The following is a 19,265-nucleotide window of genomic DNA, read 5'->3' as shown; positions in this document are numbered from 1 at the left end:
CCTAAATTCGTTCGGAAACCGGATAATGAATTAATGCAAACACGTTTACTAGTTTGCATGAAATCAAGTCATTCGATTATCTGTATATTAGTGCAGCCCTATTTAACTATAATTTCTCTGCCTATGTAGCATTTCCCGGATTATACTTTTGCTAAATAAACTTTACTCTGCAACCTTAAAGTTTATTGAGCCCGCCCTGTGCCGAAAGCCACCCTATGCTTTTCGGTAACAGATTTTTACTGTAAAAAATACCTATAAAATGAAGAAAGTAATACTAAGCCTTCTGGGCTTGGTTAGCTCTGTGGGTGCCTATGCTCAATGTAATTTGAGTACACCTGCAAGCTTGCCCTATGTCCAGAGCTTCAATTCCCTTTCGGGGACAATCAACTCCGATTCTGTTTTTATTTGCGATCCTTCAGCCAAATGGTCCTTCGAAGGTCCAGGGACAAGTGCTGTAATGGAAATGGGAATTCCATCGGGAACCAGCAATATTACTGGTGATTTCCAAGGAACTTCCTTAGGGATTGCATCTGTAACCCGGTCGGATACTGCAAACCTTATATTAACTATTGATCTTTCGAATGTAAATGCAACAGATCCGGAAGATATTTATCTGAGCTTCTATTATGCCGATTTTGCGGATGAAGAAGACGCGATTGATCAAGTTTTTTTAAGAGGAAGCGACAGTGATACTTGGATCACAATTTTTGATTGGAACAGTGGCAGTCCATCAGATTGGCAAAGAGCCGATTTGAAGATTGACTCTATCCTTACCGCAAATAGTCAAAACTTTAGTGCCACTACTCAAATCCGTTGGAGTGAAAAAGACGACGTTGGCCTAACGGGTGGAGATGGTCTAGGTTTGGATCAAGTAAGTATCATTTCAAGTACTACCGCTGCTCCAACATCAGCGAGTATTTCGAATGTTACCGCTACTTCAGTTGATGTAGCCTGGACATCAGTAAGTCCCCATACCCAGATTGTGGTTGGTCCAAGGGGTTTCTATTGGCCAGATGCTACTAAAAATGTTTTTAGTGGACAATCAAGTGCTACCCTAAACGGACTAAGTCCAGCCACTCATTACGAGGTTTGGTTAAGAGATAGTACAGCGGTTGGAAACCTGAGTATTTGGAGAGGGCCTTTTGCTTTCATCACCAGCTGTGTTCCTTTCACCGCTCCTTACTTTACTAACTTCGATATTACCAGCGATGGGGATTTTGAGCCCTGTTGGATGGATTACCACACCTATTCATCTGCTTATGGTAGAGTGGAAGCTTTAAGTAGTGGCAATTCCACCCAGCCTTTTAGTGGGGGAAATGTTTTGGAGATCTATAACTCCTATAGCTCTACAAGCGATACTATTTTAGCTATCAGTCCGGAGTTTTCGGATATGACAGCTGGTGATAAGCAGATTCGTTTCATGTTGGCTGCCAGCGACGCCAATACCGACCTGATCGTGGCTACTCTAAGCACCAATGGCCTTGGCGCTACCGCTACCTTTATTGACACCATTGATATTGCCGTTAACAATACCTGGCAGGAAGTTGCAGTTCCTTTAACCAGCGCTAATGGATATAATGGTACCGATAAATACATCGCATTGATTCACAATCGTGGCGGTGGTACCTATGATGATATTTACATTGATGACTTCAATTATGAAGTGATCCCTGCTTGTCCTAGAATTTTGACAGCTAGCTTTACCAATGTGAGCTTTAATAGTGCGGTGATGAATTTCAGCAGCACTTCCGATTCTGTACAAGTTGAATGGGGCCCTGCCGGGTTTACCAAAGGAACCGGTTGTATTGGCAATGCAGCCAATGGGCCTGTTACAATTTCGGATGCTTTAGATCCTACCTGTGCAACTAGCCTGGCTCCGGTAACTACTTACGATGTATACATTCGCAACAACTGTACTACTGCTGGAAATGGCTATTCTACCTGGAGTGGTCCTTTTTCATTCACTACTACTTGTGCTCCATACACCGCCCCCTACTTCACTGATTTCGACGCTACCAGCGATGGTGACTTTGAGCCTTGCTGGATGGATTACCATACCTATTCATCTGCTTATGGTAGAGTAGAGGCTTTAAGCAGCAGCAATGCTACTCAACCTTTTAGCGGTTCTAATGTATTGGAGATCTATAATTCTGGAAGTTCAACAACAGATACATTGTTAGCTATAACTCCCGAGTTTTCGGATATGATAGCCGGTGACAAGCAGATCCGTTTTAGGTTGGCTGCCAACGACGCCAATACTGATCTGATTGTAGCCACATTAAACACTAATGGCCCTGGGGCAATTGCTACATTTATAGACACCATCGATATCATTAGCAGCAATAACTGGCAGGAAGTTGCAATTCCTTTAACTACTGCGCTTGGATACAATGGAACCGATAAATACATTGCCCTTATTCACAATCGTGGCGGTGGTACCTACGATGATATCTATATCGATGATTTCCATTACGAAGTAATTCCTCCATGTCCTAAGATTTACGGAGCTAGTTTCAGTGCTATTAGTCATAATAGTGCGGTGATGAATTTCACTAGTACTTCGGACTCTGTGCAAGTAGAATGGGGTCCTGCAGGATTTACTCAAGGTACGGGATGCTTGGGTAATGAAGCAAATGGGCCGGTAACGATTTCGGATGCCTTAGATCCTTCATGTGCTCTTAGCATTGCTCCTCAAACCACCTATGACGTTTATATCCGTAATAACTGTACTACGGCAGGGGATGGTTATTCCAGTTGGAATGGACCGTTTTCTTTTACTACTGGATGTGCTCCCATTATTCCACCTCATGTAGAGGATTTTTCAGCTGGATTTGTTCCAGATGTTTGCTGGGACGAAGCTGGTGATGGCGACCCTTCTACCGGTCCTACTGGACTTGGATCTGGCTCTTGGATTACTGATGGCTTTGCTAATATCGGAACTACTGGAGCGGTTAAGGTAAATATGTATGCCGCCAGTAAAAATGAGTGGATTTTAACCCCTTCATACGATTTGGGATCCACCACACCAATGCAAATGGAATTTGACTTTGGTGTATTTGATTTTGGCAACAGCACCCCAGATTCTATCGGTTCTGATGATATGATTCAAGTGCTTATCTCTACCGATAATGGTGCCTCCTGGAATGCTTTAGATACGATAGATCAAACCTTCAAAACCTTACCAGGAGGAAATCATCTTATTTATTCCTTGGCAACCTACAGTGGCGTAGTTCGTTTTGCAATATGGGCAACAGAAGGCTCAGTAAATGACCCAGGTGATGTTGATGCCATGGTGGATAACTTTGAAGTTCGTCCTATTCCTAGCTGTGCTGCTTCAAATGCTGTTGTTTTGGATAGTGCCAGCTCTTATGACGCATCCTTTAGCTGGACCGCTGGTTCCGGTTTAAGCTTTGAGATTCAGGTGGATACTACAGGGTTTACTGTTGGTGCCGCTCGCTTTGGTGACACTGTTACTGTAACCAACACTACTATATATGGTCTTAGTCCTAATACCGAGTATGAGTTCTATATCCGTGATATTTGTGGAGGTGCCGATGGTAATAGCATTTGGTCTGGACCTTTTACCTTCCGCACAGAGTGTTTAGCGGTATTTGCTACCCCGGTTCTTTTTGACTTGGAAGATTTAAGTATCGGTTCTAGCCTGGCTTTTGATAACTGCTGGACATCGGATCGTACTTCTGCTCCCGGATGGGAAATTGAAGAAGCTGATGGTACGGACCTTAACTCTACCACTACTGGTCCAGACTATGATCATACTCTCGGAACCTCGGGTGGTAAATACTGGTTCCTCGAAACATCAAGCGGAAGCACTGGTTCCGAAGCGAATCTTACCTCTCCTGCATTTGATTTAAGCTCCCTGACCGAACCAAGTTTATACTTCTGGTATCATATGTACGGCTCTAGTATGGGTAATCTGCATATTGATATTGAGCATAATGGTACTTGGTATACAGATTATTATTTAATAGAAGGAGAACAGGATACATCTGGTGCAGATGATTGGAACCTGATGGAGTTAAACCTGGCAGCATTTGTTAATGATACGATTCATGTACGCTTCCGCGGAGAGCGAGGTACAAGTTATTATTCGGATATGTCTTTAGATGATATCGAAATTGCAGAAGCTTCTAATTGTAGCTCTCCATTGCTATTTACTTCCTCTAACCTTAGTCCAACCTCTATAGATTTAGACTGGAGTTCCTATGGTGGTCAATACAATGTGGCTTGGGGACCTCAAGGCTTCTTGCAAGGAACCAATACCAGCGCCGGAAATGTGAATAGTGGAGTTAACCCTCCTTATACTCTTGGATCATTAACACCAAATACTTATTACGATGTATACGTACAAGATACTTGTAATACTGGCCTTTGGGTGGGTCCAATTTCATTTAAAACTCCGTGTACATCGCCATTGGCGGGTGGTACTTACACCATTGGTACAAGTCCAAGTGATGATTTCCCAAGCTTCGACTCCGTAGCTACCATTTTGAATGGTTGTGGTATAAGCGGTCCGGTTGTATTTAATGTACAAGCAGGCACCTATGTAGATAAATTACACCTTCAAAGTGTAGCCGGTGTTTCTGGAACTAATACCATTACCTTTAATGGTACAGGTGGATCAGATTCATTGATTTACAATGGTCAATCCCATCAAACTGCGGTCTTGATCGAGAATACCTCTCAGGTGACCTTAAACGCCATGACTATCGTGAATAATGGTAGCTCCGAGGCATTTGGAATTCTCTTGATGGGCAACTCCGATACAGTAACCATTAGTAATTCTACGGTTGTACTGGACACCACTGGCACCGGAAGCGATGTAGTGGGTATTTTAACTTCTTCCAGTTATGAAAATGATCTTACTGAAGGAGCGGATGTAGATTATTTAACTATTGAGTCTTGTACCATTATTGGGGGCTATACAGCTATCAATCTGGAAGGGAAGACTACAGGAGATCCATCTATTGGTCATATGATCCGTGATAATCACCTCCGATCTCAGAGTAGCTATGGTATTTATGCGGATGAAATGCAAGACATTTCCTTCTTACGCAATACCATTGATCAAACTCGAGGAAGTTCTACGGACGGTATTTACACCTTCGATATGAATAACTTCACTTTCGAAGGGAATAAAATTACCGTTACCGATTATGCCTTGTACCTCAATGATGCGAATGATGGTTTTGCAATTACAAACCCATCTCGAATAGTGAATAACATGATCAGCAGTACCGATGATTATGGTATATATCTGAATGACTTTGAGAATATCGAGGTGTATCATAATACGGTTATGGGAGAGCCTGCCATGGCGATCAATGATCAGGATACGGTTTGGGTGGTAAACAACATCTTCGTTTCTACCGGAGACTTTGCTTTTGAATCATTCGATAACTTCAATAGCTCAGAGCAAATTGATTACAACTTGTACTTCTCTGGAAATACTGATGCTTTTGATATAGGTACTTCAACCTATACCACTTTAGCCGATTGGCAAGCTGGCGACGCTACTCAGAACGTGAATAGTGTATATGGAGATCCTGTATTTATCAATGCGCCAGAAGACTTACATGTTGTGGGTGTAGCAGCCAATGATGTGGGTGACAACAGCATCGGCATTAGCGTGGATATTGACGGTGATACTCGTCCACAGGCTCCATCTACGGTTGTAGACATGGGAGCGGATGAATTTACACCTTTAGCTAATGATGCTTATTTAAGTGAAATTCTTGCCCAGTCTGAATGTGGTGATAGTGCAACCGCAATAAGCGTAGTGTTCCAAAACCTTGGACAAAATACTATTAGTAATCTTCAAGTAAGTTTAAATGTAAGTGGTGGTTTAACCGCAACTTTAAGCGCGAATTATACCGGAACTCTTAGCTCTTATCAGGTAGATACCATTCAGGTAGGAACTATTAACACCTATGCGGGTGCTAAAAATGTATCACTTAACGGTATTTTGAACCTTAGCGGGGATCAAAATGCGGATAATGATACTTTAACTCTTAGCCCCTTAAATTATACCGCGTTTTTACCGGTTGGCTTTGACAGTACCTACTGTGCTAATGCAGATACCGCCTACTTAAGAGGCTTAAGCCAAGATGGAATTAATTATGCTTGGTATGCTAGCAATAGTCCTTCAGATACCGTTCCATTGGCATTAGGTGATACCCTTAAGGTTCCTACCTCGGGAGCAGCTAGTACTTACTATTTAGCTTATGCTTCAGGATTAGATTCTATCAGTGCAGGATTTAGTGGTACTTCACAGGCCAATTGTAATTTCTTCGATGTTCTTCCATCTAAGGATATTGAGCTCGTAGCAGTTGATATGAATATCAATTCCAGTGGTCCACAGGATGTTATGGTTTTTGCTCGTGCTGGATCCTTTGCAGGAAATATAACCAGTCTTGCTGGATGGACTCGTTTGGATAGCCTTTCGGTGATTTCAAATGGAGTGGGTAACCCTACGCATGTAAGCTTAGCCAATACCTTCCCGATGACAGCAGGAAGTACCTATAGTGTTTTAGTGATTTCTACAACATCACTATTGAAATATGAGCCAGGAACTTCCGCAGGAGCTGTGGTGGTGCAAAACAATGACCTCACCATTTTTGAAGGGGTAACTACCAACTGGCCTTTAGGCGGAACCGTATTTAATCCACGTGCCTGGAACGGTCGCCTATATTACAATAGCCCGGATGCTGTATGTTCTGTGAATCGTGTACCTGTTCAGCTTACCGCTGGAGCGGATACTGCTACAGCAGCCTTCAGTGTAGGTGGTTCACAACCTAACTTCACCTTTGATGCCAGTACTTCTGTAAATGCAGATACCTATACCTGGGACTTTGGTGATGGTAATACCGGTAGCGGCGTAAGCACTAGTCATACCTATACCAGCAATGGTGTATACAATGTGGTTCTTACCGTGAACGATACCACAGACTGCTACAGTGTGGCAATGGATTCTACTACTATTGAAGTGAATATTGGATTGGAAGAAAACCCATTACAAACTTCATTAGCGGTTTATCCAAACCCTGCCAGCGATTATATCAATGTAGAGTTTGATGTAGTGAACAGTGCAAATGCGAAAATCCGACTATTGGATGCTCAGGGTCGCGCTTTAAGCGAAAGCAATGAGCGTGCTCAGGGAGATCAATTCCGTTACCGTCTCGACGTAAGTCAGTTGGCCAGCGGCGTTTATATCCTCGAAATCGAATCCGGTGATCGCACCGCACAAGAAAGAATTAGCATTCGCTAATAATTTGGCTTATTGATTTAAAGGCCGTCTCGGGTTTTCCGAGGCGGCCTTTTTCTTGTACCTTTATAAGCAAATCTCTGCGTATGAAAAGATTAGTACTCCTGGTCCTTATTTTGTCTTCTGGTTTAAAAGCACAAAATTTTGTGGGCTTACCCGATTCCAATGCCATTTGGACCAATAGTTATTCGGAGCTGGTAACGCAGCCCTTCTTTCATTATGAATTAGCCCATACCGTAAAATTGTGTTTAAGCAATCAGGATACGGCTATTCAGAGTCAGAATTACCATCAGCTTTTCCTCTGTGGATCCAGCCAGGTGTATTTTGCTGCCATTCGCGAGGATGCAGGAAGAGTATATCTCCTACCCAAAGACAGTTTAACTGAAATCACAGTTTACGATTATAACCTTCTTCCCGGGGATACCGTAAAGAATATTTATTCGGTTGGATTTGGAAATTACTGGCCTCAACAGCCCATTGTATATTTAGCTCTGGGCGACCCTATGGACCCGGTAATTGTGCAAAATGTAGATACTGTATACAGCTCTCTTGGAGCTCACCGCATACTTGATTTCGGCCTTAGTGGCGTATGGGTAGAAGGTATTGGCAATAGTCAGGGATTCTTGTGGGACCCTTATCCGAATGTGTCCAATTTCGAGATCAAATTAGAGTGCATGAGCATTGGAGACTCCACCTATTATGATGGCTATTCTCATCAACCTTTGGCACAAGCTTTAAACGGCGCTTGCGATTTAAGCCTTTCGGCGGATGAAGCTATTGCCTGGGAGCAAATGAGCCCATATCCTAATCCAAGTTCAGGATCCTTACAAATAAATAACCCCGAGCCAATTAAGCTCGAGGTTTATAATCTTCAAGGTCAGCGATTATGGTCTCAACATGTTCCGGCTAAAGCTCAGTTGGATTTATCCTTTTTAGCTTCTGGTACCTACATATTGCATGCAGGAAATGAAAGCTGGAAATGGCTTAAGAAATAGCTCCTTTATTTCAATTTACGAATCAGTCGAACCGGTACACCAAAACCTCCTTGCCAGGCATCCATATCTACTTCCTCGGCATGTTCCTCTATGGAATATACTTTGTCATATTCTTCCAGCATTACATAGGCTTTGTTAGCCAATATAGGTTTGTACTTGCCAAAGCCACCGCGCATACCTGAAGCATGAAACATAAGGCGGTAAACCGGATAATTAGGGTTTACCTCTTCCTTGCGAATCATTTTTTCCACCTTTTTGCGGGATTCTTTCAAAACTCGGTAGCCATAAGCCCAGGATTTGGATTTGTGCACATCGCCTTCTTTCAGCATTTCCGTGAACTCAGCCTTGCTTGGTACCTTCCAGCCTTCAGGCGCAAAGCCACGAGGATCGCGCACAACAAACCAATTGTAGAGATAACCTGATGCAGCTTCTTGCCCGGTGGGGCCTTCAATTTTGCAATAGGCCGGACGACCTTCCTGAGCGGCACTATGCCAGTCCTCTTCCGATTTTGCCTCGTAAATGGGATCGCCATTACGAAATTTAGTAACAGCATAATTTTCGGCCATTACCTCATAATTGGCCACAATGGTAGTATGATAGGTGTTGCCATCATGGTCGGTCATGCTCTCTTCGCCTTCCTTAGCAGCGATGATTAGCAAACTGGCTAGTAGTAGGATATAATAGCGTTTCATAATACTTATTGAATTTTAATAAAGCGCAGACTAAGCGCCAGTCCGTTTTTTAAATGATCAGCCACCTTAGTTTCGAGATAGGCATCGCCATGTTCCAGTTCAAGGTATTGAATAGGTTCCTGAGCATTTGCCCCTTGGTTGAAGGCCCAAAAAGCCGCCTCTTCTTCAAAATCACTGGCATTTTTACCTTTTATTCTTCCTGCTCCTGGGGCGCTAAAACCATAATGGTCGTTGCTAAAACTTTCCTTATACCAACCTTCTTTTGATTTAAGGAAGCTGGCTTCTTTGGGATGATCGATAAAGTCCAATAAAGCTTGCCAATCGGCGGCTCCTGGAATGCGGTATCCAATTGGTGCTAGGCCTCGCGGATCCCACAATACATCCGAACTATATAAGAGACCCATAGCGGCGTTCTTTTCATCAAAATTGGGATAGCAGGCAACCGGGATACCCAAATGCATATAATGGTAAAAGAGATTGGCGTCCTCTACTACGGGAATTGCATCACCATTGCGGAAATGCTTAGATGAAGCATTGGGGCCTGTCCAGGTTTGATCGCCAATACTAAGTGCAGTATAACTATTGCCGCTTGCATCTTTGGGTCCGCCGGGAGGAATTAAAATATTGAGAGGAGTTTTAACATCCAATACCCAAATGTTTTGGTTTTCAGGGCCGAAGTCCACCTTGATAATATGCATGGGCATCGCCTCGGATTGATAAGTGCGTACAATATGCAGGCTCTCTCCCTCCGCCTGAACTTCAACACTTATGGCTTTAAATTTTCCCATTTTCGAGAGGATGCTTTCCATTTCAATCATGGCGAGGGCATTGCGCTGATCCATATCCTGCAGCTCCCAATTGGCAGACTTCAGGTCGAGGAAGAAGTCGCGTTTTTCAGGATTATCCATATGCTCCCAGGCGGCTAATCGTGCCCCATCGGTATACTTAAAGGTAGATTTCAATTGATGGTATTCCGCACGCTCCGATTTTTTCTCAGGGAGCCATTGCGATTCATGGTATTTACTGGCCTCATCCAATAATTGATTGATGCTGAAATGAAGCAGGTCGGCATCTTTTTTTGGTGCAGTAAATGCCGCTTTGGGGGAGCCCGCTAAGCGCCAGGACTCGCATAAACTTGGATCATCCAGTTCAATGGCCAGGCTAAAAATCAAAGCAGGAGCTTCATTAGGATGGTCGGCTTTAAAATGAAAAACCCGGCGATTCCAATCAAAGCCGGTTAGGGCGGAGGCATTAAGGTCTAAGCCTCCTTCGAAGAAGCCTCCTTTCTGAAGTTGCTCCATTACAGGACTAAGTTCCTTTACTACCTGTTTTCCTTTTTTATTGGCTGTTAGCCGATGGTCTTTTAGCTCTTCAAGCTTTTGAGGGTTGAGGTTGGAGTAAATGCCTTCGAGCCAGGCAAGGCTAAATTGTCGCTCGGGATATTGGCCCCACATAGGAAGGCTTAATCCCAGCAATAGACAGAAAATGAAGGTTTGTGCTTTCATGATTATTGGATTACTACATAGAGATCCGACAGTGAGCCGGAAATGGTTTTAAATCGGAATACCTGTGCATCGAAAGAGAAGAACTCTGTTTTGATAACCACATAGGGTTTTCCCTTGGAAACGGTAGGAATGCTGATAGTGCTCCTACGGTCGCTTAGGAGTCCGGGTCTTTTATAGGTGATCTCGACCTCGATATCATCTTGGCTCATATTCCAGATCACCATATGCGATTCTAAGTGAAGGCCATGATTGGGGCGGGCTACAATTTCGGGCTTAGCTAAACCGGCATACATCTGCTTGGATCGCAGGTCCAGGCCATGTTCTTTGCGGATATGCTCAATAATTTGCTGCCTTTCCTTTTTAGCATAAGCCTCTCTTTGCCGCTTCAGGAATTGCTCCGAATTGCCAACATAGCGTCCATAATACCAATCGCCGCGAATGGTTTCTCCACCCTTTTGCATGACCCCATAACCGTGCGGGATGAAATTGCTGAGTACCGGTCCATTGTACACGGAGTCCTTCCAAAAAATATTCACTGCACTATAAACCGGCACTCCATTTTCTGAATAGTACTTAATTCTTTTAGAGCCATCTTTTAATATAAGTTGACCCTTGCCATGCGGCTGAAGTTTTTGATTTAAGCCTCCATAATAATAGGCTTCTCCTACATCAATTTGGGCTGAATCCATGCTGGCAATACCTTCTTCATCCATCACCACCGAAGCATAGATATTGGTATTAAAGAGAATACCCTTACCCCTTGGTTCCAGATTTACATTTACCGCCCCACTATACCAAACTCCTAATTGGGGAATCGGAAGGTTCTTTACCCATTGTGCTTTGCTTTGCGGAGCATAAATGCAGATGTTCCTATCATTGCCAGCAATGTAGGCCGAGTCAATTAATCGACCCGATTGGAAACGGCCTTGGATAAGGGTTTCGCCATTCAACTTAATTTGACCAAGCCCGCTTGGAAGGCCATTTTGAAAAGGCCCTGAATAGATTCTGGGAGGGTTTTGATATTGCGCTTTACCGATTCCATTTTGGCAATCGCCGGCTAGGCATTCGAGATTGGTGGCCAGGTCTAGCTCTGGGCTAAATCGTTCTTTTACCGTTTCGCCGATATGGCGTTCCAGGGACCAGCTTAGCGTCCAGGTATCGAAGTATTCGAAATTGAGATGAAGTCGCCATTCGTTTTTAAGGGCAGGACCACCATAGACTTTGTTTAGAACGACCAGGCCAAAGGGGCCGGAGCGTTGCATGTAATTTTGTTCTAAGACATTGGTTTGACCTAGCCCCGCCACTGCATATTCCAGTAAAACCAGTTGCCGGATCAATTCGGGTTTGGCTAAAGTCCAATCTTCAATGCTCCCCGGTTCGCGGATATGGCATACAAAGCGGTTATCCCAACGGCTTTCGCCCGTAACTATAAGTGATTTCCAGGTCCAGGGAATATGGACCTTGGCATTTAGACATTCATTGTCGCCGAATATAAAGGCCAATTGATCAAGAGTTGAAGTTTTAGGACAATCGCAGGATGAGCCTTTAATCGTAAAATAGGCCTCTTCAGCGGAATGCATTACCGAACGAAGGCCTCGTAAATAATAGCGGATCGAATCATAAGCCACTTCTATGGGGGCAATATCCATGGCAATGGGCTGCCACATACCAGCTTCTTGTTGAAACTGGATACCTATCAAGCTATAACCCTGATCATCGAGTAATAGAGCTGCAATTTGGGCCTCTTCTCCTTGCAGATAATAAACCGAATTATGGGCCAATTGAACCTTGGCATCACCTTCTGGATGCAGGGTTTTGAGTGCGGTGGCTATTTGGGCGGCCAGTCCATTTTCGGCTTGAGGAATATCTTGCACCAATTGCTTTAAGCTGGCGAGATAGGGCTGGCCAAATATTACCTGTGGCCCCATTAAAAAAATGAGGATTAGGTAAAGCGATTGGATATGGATTAAATGAAACAGCTTCATTTGGTTCAGGATGAGAGCCAAAACTAGAGTGCGGGGCATCGGAATTAAATAAGGCAGATGCACTATTTTGAGAAGGAATGCCCAAAGATTTAGACCTAAGAATAGGTCTTAAGGATATATCCTTCCTGCATTATCTCCTAACTTAGCCCAAAAGAAAATTCATGTCCGAATATATCCTTAGTTCACAGGAGGGCGCTGTGCTAACACTAAGTTTAAATCGCCCGGATAAATACAATGCTTTTGTTCGCGAAATGGCCTTGGCCCTGCAAGCTGAACTGGCCCGAGCTCAAGAAGATTCTAATACTCGCGCGGTGGTATTAACTGGTATTGGCAAGGCATTTTGTGCTGGTCAGGATTTGGCAGAAGCTACCGATCCCAATGGTCCGGAGCTTACCAAAATTGTAACCGAACATTACAATCCGATAATTGAGGCTATTCGAACTCTGGAAAAACCTGTGGTTGCCGCAGTAAATGGTGTGGCTGCTGGAGCAGGAGCCAATATTGCCCTGGCTTGCGATATTGTAATTGCCAGTGAAGCGGCTTCCTTTATACAGGCTTTTTCCAAAATTGGATTAATCCCCGATAGTGGTGGTACCTATACCTTACCGCGTTTGGTAGGCTTGCAAAGAGCTTCGGCTCTAATGATGTTGGGCGATAAAGTTTCAGCCTCTGAGGCCCTTGATATGGGTATGATATACAAATTGGTAGCCGCCGAGGAGCTGATTCCGGTAGCTCAGAAGGTAGCCGGTCAATTAAGTCAAATGCCCACCTTAGCCCTGGCACGAACTAAGGCCCTCCTTAATGCGAGCTATCAGAATGATCTGAAATCCCAATTAGCTTTGGAAGATCAGTATCAAACGGAATGCGGTCGAAGTTATGATTACCGCGAAGGCACGGCCGCTTTTTTAGAGAAGCGCAAACCCGAGTTTAAAGGAGAATAATTCATTAGGACATATTCCGCGAAAGCGGCCAAAAAAGAAATACAATGCAAATAGGAATTGTGGGTGCCGGAGCGATGGGCTCAGGAATTGCGCAGGTTGCGGCCCAGAATGGACATCAGGTGGTGATTGTAGATAATCATCGGGCGGCTCTGGAAAAGTCGAAAGCCGGACATCAGAAAATATTAGCGCGTTTAGTGGAGAAGGGCCGCTTGGCTGAAGGCGAAGATCATAAAATTGCCAGTCGCATTGCTTATGAAAGTAGCCTTGCCGAGTTGGAAGGCTGCGGAATGGTGATTGAGGCTATTATCGAAAAACTGGACATTAAGCAGGGCCTTTTTAAACATCTGGAGGAAGTATGTGGTGCCGATGCGATTTTAGCTTCCAATACCAGCTCCCTTTCCATTGCCAGTATTGCAGTGGCCTGCGAAAAGCCTGAGCGTGTATTGGGAATTCACTTTTTTAACCCCGCACCTTTAATGCCTTTGGTGGAGATTATTCCCGCTATTACCTCGGATGAGGCAGTGGTAAATCAAGCCAAGTCCTTGATTGATGACTGGGGCAAGGTTACCGTACTGGCCAAGGACACCCCCGGTTTTATTGTAAATCGCGTAGCACGACCATTTTACGGCGAGGCGGTTCGGATTTATGAAGAGGGTGTGGCGGATATTGCGACCATCGACTGGGCTTTAAGTACATTAGGCTGCTTTAGAATGGGACCCTTCACCCTGATGGATTTTATTGGTCATGATGTGAATTATGCCGTAACCGAAAGTGTTTTTACGGCCTTTTTCTACGATCCTCGCTATAAGCCCAATTTTAGTCAGAAGCGCCTGGTGGAAGCCGGATTATTGGGACGTAAAACCGGTAGAGGTTTTTACGATTACCGCGAAGGAGCTGTACAGCCAGAGCCGAATAAAAATGAGGAACTTGGTCACTCTATTTTAAATCGGGTATTAGCCATGCTTATTAATGAGGCGGCCGATGCCTTGCATTTGGGAATTGCCTCGGCAAAGGATATTGATCTGGCCATGACCAAAGGGGTAAATTACCCTAAAGGCCTTTTAGCTTGGGCGGATGAGATAGGATTGGATAAAGTGCTTGCCACCTTGGATGCACTTTATGATGAATACCACGAAGATCGTTACCGGGCCTCAGTGCTATTGCGTCGGAAGGTGGCCAAGGGCGAGCAGTTTTTTTAGCAGGCACTCAGGTACTTGCGAATTATTTTTAAAGCTGCCGTAATTTAGAGCGGCAGGTTTATACTAACCTTATAAATCAACGAGTATGTATTCACAACTCATTAAACAGCGTTGGCTACAGGTTTTTCGCAGCACCTATTTTCGCCAAGGCTGGGGAGTAAAAATTCTAATGGCTCTCTTGGCCCTTTATTTCTTAGTTTCTTTTGGGGCTCTGGGATTTTTCATGAAGGAGCTCCTTTCCAAAGCCTTCGCAGATGCGCCAAAATTAACCCCCATTTTCTCTGGCGGTATTTTGTTTTATCTGCTGGCCGATTTGGTGATACGCTTTTTCCTGCAGGATTTAAGTGTGATTTCTGTGCAGCATTACCTCACCTTGCCCATTTCTAAGAAGAAGATTATTCACTTTTTGCTGCAAGGCTCGGTGTTCAGTTTCTTTAACCTGCTGCCTTTGCTCTTTATTGTACCCTGGGCTTTTAGAGTAATTCCCGGTGAATATGGTCTGGATGTAGCTTTGGTTTGGATCGCCGGAATGCTGGGTGTGATGTTGAGTAATCATTTTCTGGCGATTTACCTCAAACGGATTTTAGCTGTTAAAGCGACTGTTTTCTGGGCTATCGCATTGGTATTTGGGGCCGGCTATGCGGCTCATTACCTGGGTTATATTGCTTTGGATGAAATTTCCCAAGCGATCTATCTGCCCCTGGCTACTCAACCGATTGCCATTTTATGGCCCTTGCTGTTAATGCTGATCATCTATTTTGTGAACTATCGATTCTTGTTGGGCATGACGCATTTGGATCGCTGGAGAACCAAAGCGAAGGAAGCCAGTAGCTTGCGATTTTCCTTCCTGGAGAACCGCGGTGCTTTGGGATTAATGATGGCTAATGAACTGAAGCTGATTACCCGAAATCGTCGGACTAAAACCGCCCTTTACCTCAGTGCCTTTTTTGCCCTGTATGGATTGATCTTCTACACCCAGGAGGCGTATAAGGATAATTATGTGTGGCTGATGTTTGTGGGCATTTTTATGACCGGCATCTTCATGATTAATTACGGTCAGTTTCTGGTAAGTTGGGAAAGTGCCTATTTCGATGGCATCCTTACCCGGGCGTATTCCATGGAAGAGTTTTATCGAGCTAAATACTATTTGATGGTAATGAGTTGTGTAATTATGTATCTACTCACCTTACCCTATATATATTTTGGGATACACGCCCTTTATATAAATACAGCAACGCTCTTGTACAATATTGGTATTAATACGGCGGTGCTTCTTTATGCCAGCACCTATAATAAGAAGGCGATAGATTTAAGTAAGGGATCCGCCTTTAATTATCAAGGAACCGGAGCTGCACAATTTGTGATTGTTATTCCTTTGATGGTGGTGCCATTACTGGTCTTTCAGGCTTTTAATGTATTCGGTGAGCCTTATTGGGGCCTCGCTCTTCTTAGCGTATTGGGCCTGGGAGGAATTTTAAGTCACCGCTTGTTTATACGCCAAACCATCATCAATTTTAAAGAAAAGAAATACATCAATGCCGCGGGTTACCGTCAGCATGACTAAAAATATACGAGCATGGAAATTTTAGAAGTAAAAGACCTCACTAAAGTTTATAACTCTCAAACGGTACTGGATATCCCTGAATTAAAATTTAAGGCAGGCCAGTCTTTAGGTTTAGTAGGAAACAATGGCGCGGGGAAGACCACCTTGTTTCGTCTTATCCTGGATCTGATTAAGGCCAATCGCGGTTCGGTTTGGACTAAGGGTGTAGATGTGTCGAAAAGTGAAACCTGGAAGAAATATACCGGTAGCTTCATTGATGAAGGCTTTTTGATTGACTATTTAAGTCCGGATGAATACTTCCAGTTTATCGGCCGCTTACATGGATTAACCCAAGGGGATTTGGAAGCGCGATTATCGCAATATGAAGATTTCTTTGCGGGTGAAATCCGTGGGGGCAAGAAATACATCCGCGACCTTTCCAAAGGGAACCAAAAGAAGGTTGGGGTTGTTGGTGCTTTATTGGGAGATCCGGATATTTTGATTTTAGACGAGCCCTTTGCAAACCTCGATCCATCAACACAGTATCGCTTGCGAGATGAGTTAAAAAAACTGGATCAGCAAACGGATATTACGATGCTTATTTCCAGTCATGACTTAGGCCATGTTACCGAGTTCTGTGAGCGGATTGTGATTTTGGATCATGGTAAGGTGGTGAAAGACATCCACACCAATACGGAGACCTTAAGTGAATTGGAAGACTTTTTTATTCAGAAAATAAAAGGAAAAGCCTCCCCTGTTGAGGAAGGAGAGGCTTTTAGCGAATCAAAGGAATAATTTTCAGGCACTTTGAAAGACCACTCGATAGGCCTCATCACTGGCCTGTGGGTCGATAATCTTTAGAAGTCTGTTGAGGGCGGTCCAAAGCCGCTCTCTTTCTAAACGCAAATCTTCAATACCTGCTTTTAGGCGATCGATTTCCGCTTCGTACTCCCATTTTTGTTTGTCGGGAATAACCTGATCCATGAGGTCACGGGGATCGATTTGCAAATGGTCACAAATAATCAGAAAACGCTCTAAGTTGAGCGGACTCTGTCCGTTTTCCATTTTGCGATAAGCATCCCGACCTAAATTTAAAAGCAGAGCCATGTCTTCTTGGCTCTTATGTCTTTTTTTCCTGGCAATTTTTACTTGCTCAATAATGGAAGAATAAACAGTCATGATTAAGGGGGCTTATTGAAAAGCTAAGGTGGGAAAAATACTTAGTAGCAAATAGAGGGTTTTCCCCTATTTTTTTTGTGGAAAAACGCGGGTGACGCCTGCTAAACAATTGATAAACAATAGATTATAATAGCACTCAATATTCTATCTTTTTTAGCTTATGGATCGGCATGATGTTTTTTTAAATCAGGATAGCCGCAAGGGAAACTCTAATTCAACTCGTTTCCACACTTAAAACTCGGAGCAGGTGAAGGGCAAATCACGCTACAGCGAACAGAACAATTACCTTTGCCAAATGCAAAAGAAACGCGATCATATTGCTGAGTCTATCGCAGACTATATGGCAATGAGCAGTGAAGAACAAGGGGCTATGATTGCCCGGGTAATGGAAGATCAACCCTTTTTAATGGGTTTTTTAACCGATGTAGCGGATGAGTTTAGCGACGCGCAACATGAGTCTCTGGTAGATTCTGTAATGATTTTATTGAATGCCTTTATTGCGGCTGGAATGCCGGTGGGCTTAATTCCTGGTCCAGCTTTGGAAGAAGTAATAAAAGAACGCACCGAAGCTTATGCCGAGGCGGATGTACTAATGCCAGAAGTTTCGGAAAGCCCCAAAGTATTTCAAGACCTGCGCAATTTGGCGATCGTAAAGGCCGACTTAAATGTTGATAGTGAACAGGATCTGGCTAATTTCAATTTGATGCTGGATATCCTCATTACCTCAGTGGAGCGCATGGCAGATTACGAACAAAAGCAAAAAGACAGCTCCGAATCATGAAAAGGGCGCGCGAAGTTGTAGATACCATGTACAATGGAGATGCCTTTAGCCAGTGGTTGGGCATTGAGGTAGAATCTTGCGAAGCCGGGGCTTGTCAACTCAGCATGGTGGTGCGAGAAGAAATGACCAATGGCTTCAAAATTGCCCATGGGGGTATTTCCTATTCTTTAGCTGATAGTGCCTTAGCCTTCGCCAGTAATGGTCATGGCCAACATGCGCTTTCCATTGAAACCGCTATATCGCATACCAAACCTGTTAAAGCGGGTGAAAGGATAATTGCCAAAGCCAGCGAGATTCGCAAAAGTCGCAGCATTGGGATATATGAGGTAAGAGTCGAAAACGAAGCAGGCGATTTAATCGCTCATTTCAAAGGCACCGTATTTCGCAAGGATACCGAATGGTAGAATAAATTCTTAGTGTATATTTGACACTAAGACCGATTGTCATGCATATAGAATTCTCTCCAGACGATTTTCAAGTAGCCTTAAGCACATCGGTGGTGCTTTATGGTTTCGATGGGGAGGATCTCAAGCTCTTGATTGGTACTAAAACCAATGAACCCTACAAAGGCGCTGATGTACTGCCCTCTGTAGTGGTAAAACCCAAGGAAGATCCCATTTTAGTAGCGCGTGAGTTGATGCGGTCCATTACCGGTTTTGATGATTGGTTAATTGAAAGATTGAACGTTTTTGCGGATCCCTATCGTAATCCGGTAGGTCGGGTAGTAAACATTGCTTATTACGGTACTTTACGTCTGAGTGAGGATCTGGAAAATGATTTACGCCATTCGGAATACCGCTGGGTGAAGGCCGACCATATTCCACCATTGGCTTACGATCATAATGACATTGTGGACTATTCCAAAGAACGATTGAAGCGTCGGGTAAAGCGCCGCCCCATTGGGTTTAGCCTCTTACCGAGGGAGTTTACCCTGAATCAGATTCAAAGGCTCTATGAATGTGCTTTGGGTCGGGAGTTGGATAAACGAAACTTTCGGCGCAAGCTCTTAAAGTCAGAATTGTTAATCGATACCGGTAAAACCATTCGCAGCTCGCCCCGGGCCAAACGCCCATCAGGATTGTTTCGCTTTGACGAGAAGAAGTACCGCACCCTCTCTTTAGAAGGTTACGATTTCGTGTATCAGTAAGTCTCGGTTCCCGGGC

General features: G+C 44.0%; 13 protein-coding genes. 9 read left to right on the top strand and 4 right to left on the bottom strand.

The window, feature by feature from the left end:
• The first annotated feature begins 259 nt into the window (after positions 1-259).
• Both ACO05P_RS12435 and ACO05P_RS12430 read left to right on the top strand, forming a co-directional pair.
• A complete protein-coding gene (locus ACO05P_RS12435) occupies positions 260-7,285 on the top strand; it encodes a fibronectin type III domain-containing protein (RefSeq protein WP_421751291.1) in 7,026 nt (2,341 codons plus the stop codon).
• An 83-nt stretch (positions 7,286-7,368) separates the two neighbouring features.
• Complete coding sequence (locus tag ACO05P_RS12430) at positions 7,369-8,277, top strand: T9SS type A sorting domain-containing protein (RefSeq protein ID WP_421751289.1); 909 nt, start codon at positions 7,369-7,371, stop codon at positions 8,275-8,277.
• A 5-nt stretch (positions 8,278-8,282) separates the two neighbouring features.
• On the opposite strand, the gene ACO05P_RS12425 is transcribed toward ACO05P_RS12430, so the two are convergent.
• Genes ACO05P_RS12425 through ACO05P_RS12415 form a run of 3 tightly spaced genes read right to left on the bottom strand, consistent with a single transcriptional unit; the run spans position 8,283 to position 12,498 of the window.
• Complete coding sequence (locus tag ACO05P_RS12425; RefSeq protein WP_421751287.1) at positions 8,283-8,969, bottom strand: FISUMP domain-containing protein; 687 nt, start codon at positions 8,967-8,969, stop codon at positions 8,283-8,285.
• A gap of 5 nt (positions 8,970-8,974) precedes the next feature.
• Positions 8,975-10,474 carry a fibrobacter succinogenes major paralogous domain-containing protein gene (locus ACO05P_RS12420; RefSeq protein ID WP_421751285.1) on the bottom strand — a complete coding sequence of 500 codons (1,500 nt, stop codon included), beginning with the start codon at positions 10,472-10,474 and terminating at the stop codon, positions 8,975-8,977.
• Between the two features lie 2 nt (positions 10,475-10,476).
• Positions 10,477-12,498: a hypothetical protein gene (locus ACO05P_RS12415; RefSeq protein WP_421751283.1), complete on the bottom strand. Its 2,022-nt coding sequence runs from the start codon at positions 12,496-12,498 to the stop codon at positions 10,477-10,479.
• A gap of 122 nt (positions 12,499-12,620) precedes the next feature.
• On the opposite strand from ACO05P_RS12415, the gene ACO05P_RS12410 reads away from it, so the two are divergent.
• The 4 genes from ACO05P_RS12410 to ACO05P_RS12395 all read left to right on the top strand — a co-directional run bounded on the left by ACO05P_RS12410 (position 12,621) and on the right by ACO05P_RS12395 (position 16,937).
• On the top strand, positions 12,621-13,400 hold the full coding sequence (locus ACO05P_RS12410) for an enoyl-CoA hydratase-related protein (protein WP_421751282.1): 780 nt from the start codon (positions 12,621-12,623) through the stop codon (positions 13,398-13,400).
• A 44-nt stretch (positions 13,401-13,444) separates the two neighbouring features.
• Positions 13,445-14,599, top strand: a complete 1,155-nt coding sequence (locus tag ACO05P_RS12405) for a 3-hydroxyacyl-CoA dehydrogenase NAD-binding domain-containing protein (RefSeq protein WP_421751280.1) — start codon at positions 13,445-13,447, stop codon at positions 14,597-14,599.
• An 85-nt stretch (positions 14,600-14,684) separates the two neighbouring features.
• Positions 14,685-16,163 carry a DUF5687 family protein gene (locus tag ACO05P_RS12400; protein ID WP_421751278.1) on the top strand — a complete coding sequence of 493 codons (1,479 nt, stop codon included), beginning with the start codon at positions 14,685-14,687 and terminating at the stop codon, positions 16,161-16,163.
• Positions 16,164-16,175: 12 nt separating this feature from the next.
• Positions 16,176-16,937, top strand: coding sequence for an ABC transporter ATP-binding protein (locus ACO05P_RS12395; protein WP_421751276.1), 762 nt, complete (start codon positions 16,176-16,178; stop codon positions 16,935-16,937).
• Between the two features lie 3 nt (positions 16,938-16,940).
• On the opposite strand, the gene ACO05P_RS12390 is transcribed toward ACO05P_RS12395, so the two are convergent.
• Complete coding sequence (locus ACO05P_RS12390; RefSeq protein WP_421751274.1) at positions 16,941-17,321, bottom strand: helix-turn-helix domain-containing protein; 381 nt, start codon at positions 17,319-17,321, stop codon at positions 16,941-16,943.
• 247 nt (positions 17,322-17,568) lie between these two features.
• On the opposite strand from ACO05P_RS12390, the gene ACO05P_RS12385 reads away from it, so the two are divergent.
• The 3 genes from ACO05P_RS12385 to ACO05P_RS12375 are packed head-to-tail and all read left to right on the top strand — an operon-like array spanning position 17,569 to position 19,249.
• Positions 17,569-18,102: a hypothetical protein gene (locus ACO05P_RS12385; RefSeq protein WP_421751273.1), complete on the top strand. Its 534-nt coding sequence runs from the start codon at positions 17,569-17,571 to the stop codon at positions 18,100-18,102.
• A complete protein-coding gene (locus ACO05P_RS12380; RefSeq protein WP_421751271.1) occupies positions 18,099-18,506 on the top strand; it encodes a PaaI family thioesterase in 408 nt (135 codons plus the stop codon). The genes ACO05P_RS12385 and ACO05P_RS12380 overlap by 4 nt, the downstream gene beginning before the upstream one ends.
• A gap of 41 nt (positions 18,507-18,547) precedes the next feature.
• The gene (locus ACO05P_RS12375; RefSeq protein ID WP_210760305.1) at positions 18,548-19,249 is read left to right on the top strand and encodes an NUDIX hydrolase; all 702 of its coding nucleotides are present in this window, start codon (positions 18,548-18,550) and stop codon (positions 19,247-19,249) included.
• Positions 19,250-19,265 lie beyond the last annotated feature (16 nt).

Source organism: Croceimicrobium sp., from assembly GCF_965228705.1.
Lineage (GTDB): Bacteria > Bacteroidota > Bacteroidia > Flavobacteriales > Schleiferiaceae > Croceimicrobium.
This window is presented reverse-complemented; position numbering and strand designations above follow the sequence as displayed.

What these genes read in the sequence shown, in the direction of transcription:
- ACO05P_RS12435 (WP_421751291.1), top strand. Translation starts at nt 260, where the DNA reads ATGAAGAAAGTAATACTAAGCCTTCTGGGCTTGGTTAGCTCTGTGGGT.
- ACO05P_RS12430 (WP_421751289.1), top strand. Translation starts at nt 7,369, where the DNA reads ATGAAAAGATTAGTACTCCTGGTCCTTATTTTGTCTTCTGGTTTAAAA.
- ACO05P_RS12425 (WP_421751287.1), bottom strand. Translation starts at nt 8,969, where the DNA reads ATGAAACGCTATTATATCCTACTACTAGCCAGTTTGCTAATCATCGCT.
- ACO05P_RS12420 (WP_421751285.1), bottom strand. Translation starts at nt 10,474, where the DNA reads ATGAAAGCACAAACCTTCATTTTCTGTCTATTGCTGGGATTAAGCCTT.
- ACO05P_RS12415 (WP_421751283.1), bottom strand. Translation starts at nt 12,498, where the DNA reads ATGCCCCGCACTCTAGTTTTGGCTCTCATCCTGAACCAAATGAAGCTG.
- ACO05P_RS12410 (WP_421751282.1), top strand. Translation starts at nt 12,621, where the DNA reads ATGTCCGAATATATCCTTAGTTCACAGGAGGGCGCTGTGCTAACACTA.
- ACO05P_RS12405 (WP_421751280.1), top strand. Translation starts at nt 13,445, where the DNA reads ATGCAAATAGGAATTGTGGGTGCCGGAGCGATGGGCTCAGGAATTGCG.
- ACO05P_RS12400 (WP_421751278.1), top strand. Translation starts at nt 14,685, where the DNA reads ATGTATTCACAACTCATTAAACAGCGTTGGCTACAGGTTTTTCGCAGC.
- ACO05P_RS12395 (WP_421751276.1), top strand. Translation starts at nt 16,176, where the DNA reads ATGGAAATTTTAGAAGTAAAAGACCTCACTAAAGTTTATAACTCTCAA.
- ACO05P_RS12390 (WP_421751274.1), bottom strand. Translation starts at nt 17,321, where the DNA reads ATGACTGTTTATTCTTCCATTATTGAGCAAGTAAAAATTGCCAGGAAA.
- ACO05P_RS12380 (WP_421751271.1), top strand. Translation starts at nt 18,099, where the DNA reads ATGAAAAGGGCGCGCGAAGTTGTAGATACCATGTACAATGGAGATGCC.
- ACO05P_RS12375 (WP_210760305.1), top strand. Translation starts at nt 18,548, where the DNA reads ATGCATATAGAATTCTCTCCAGACGATTTTCAAGTAGCCTTAAGCACA.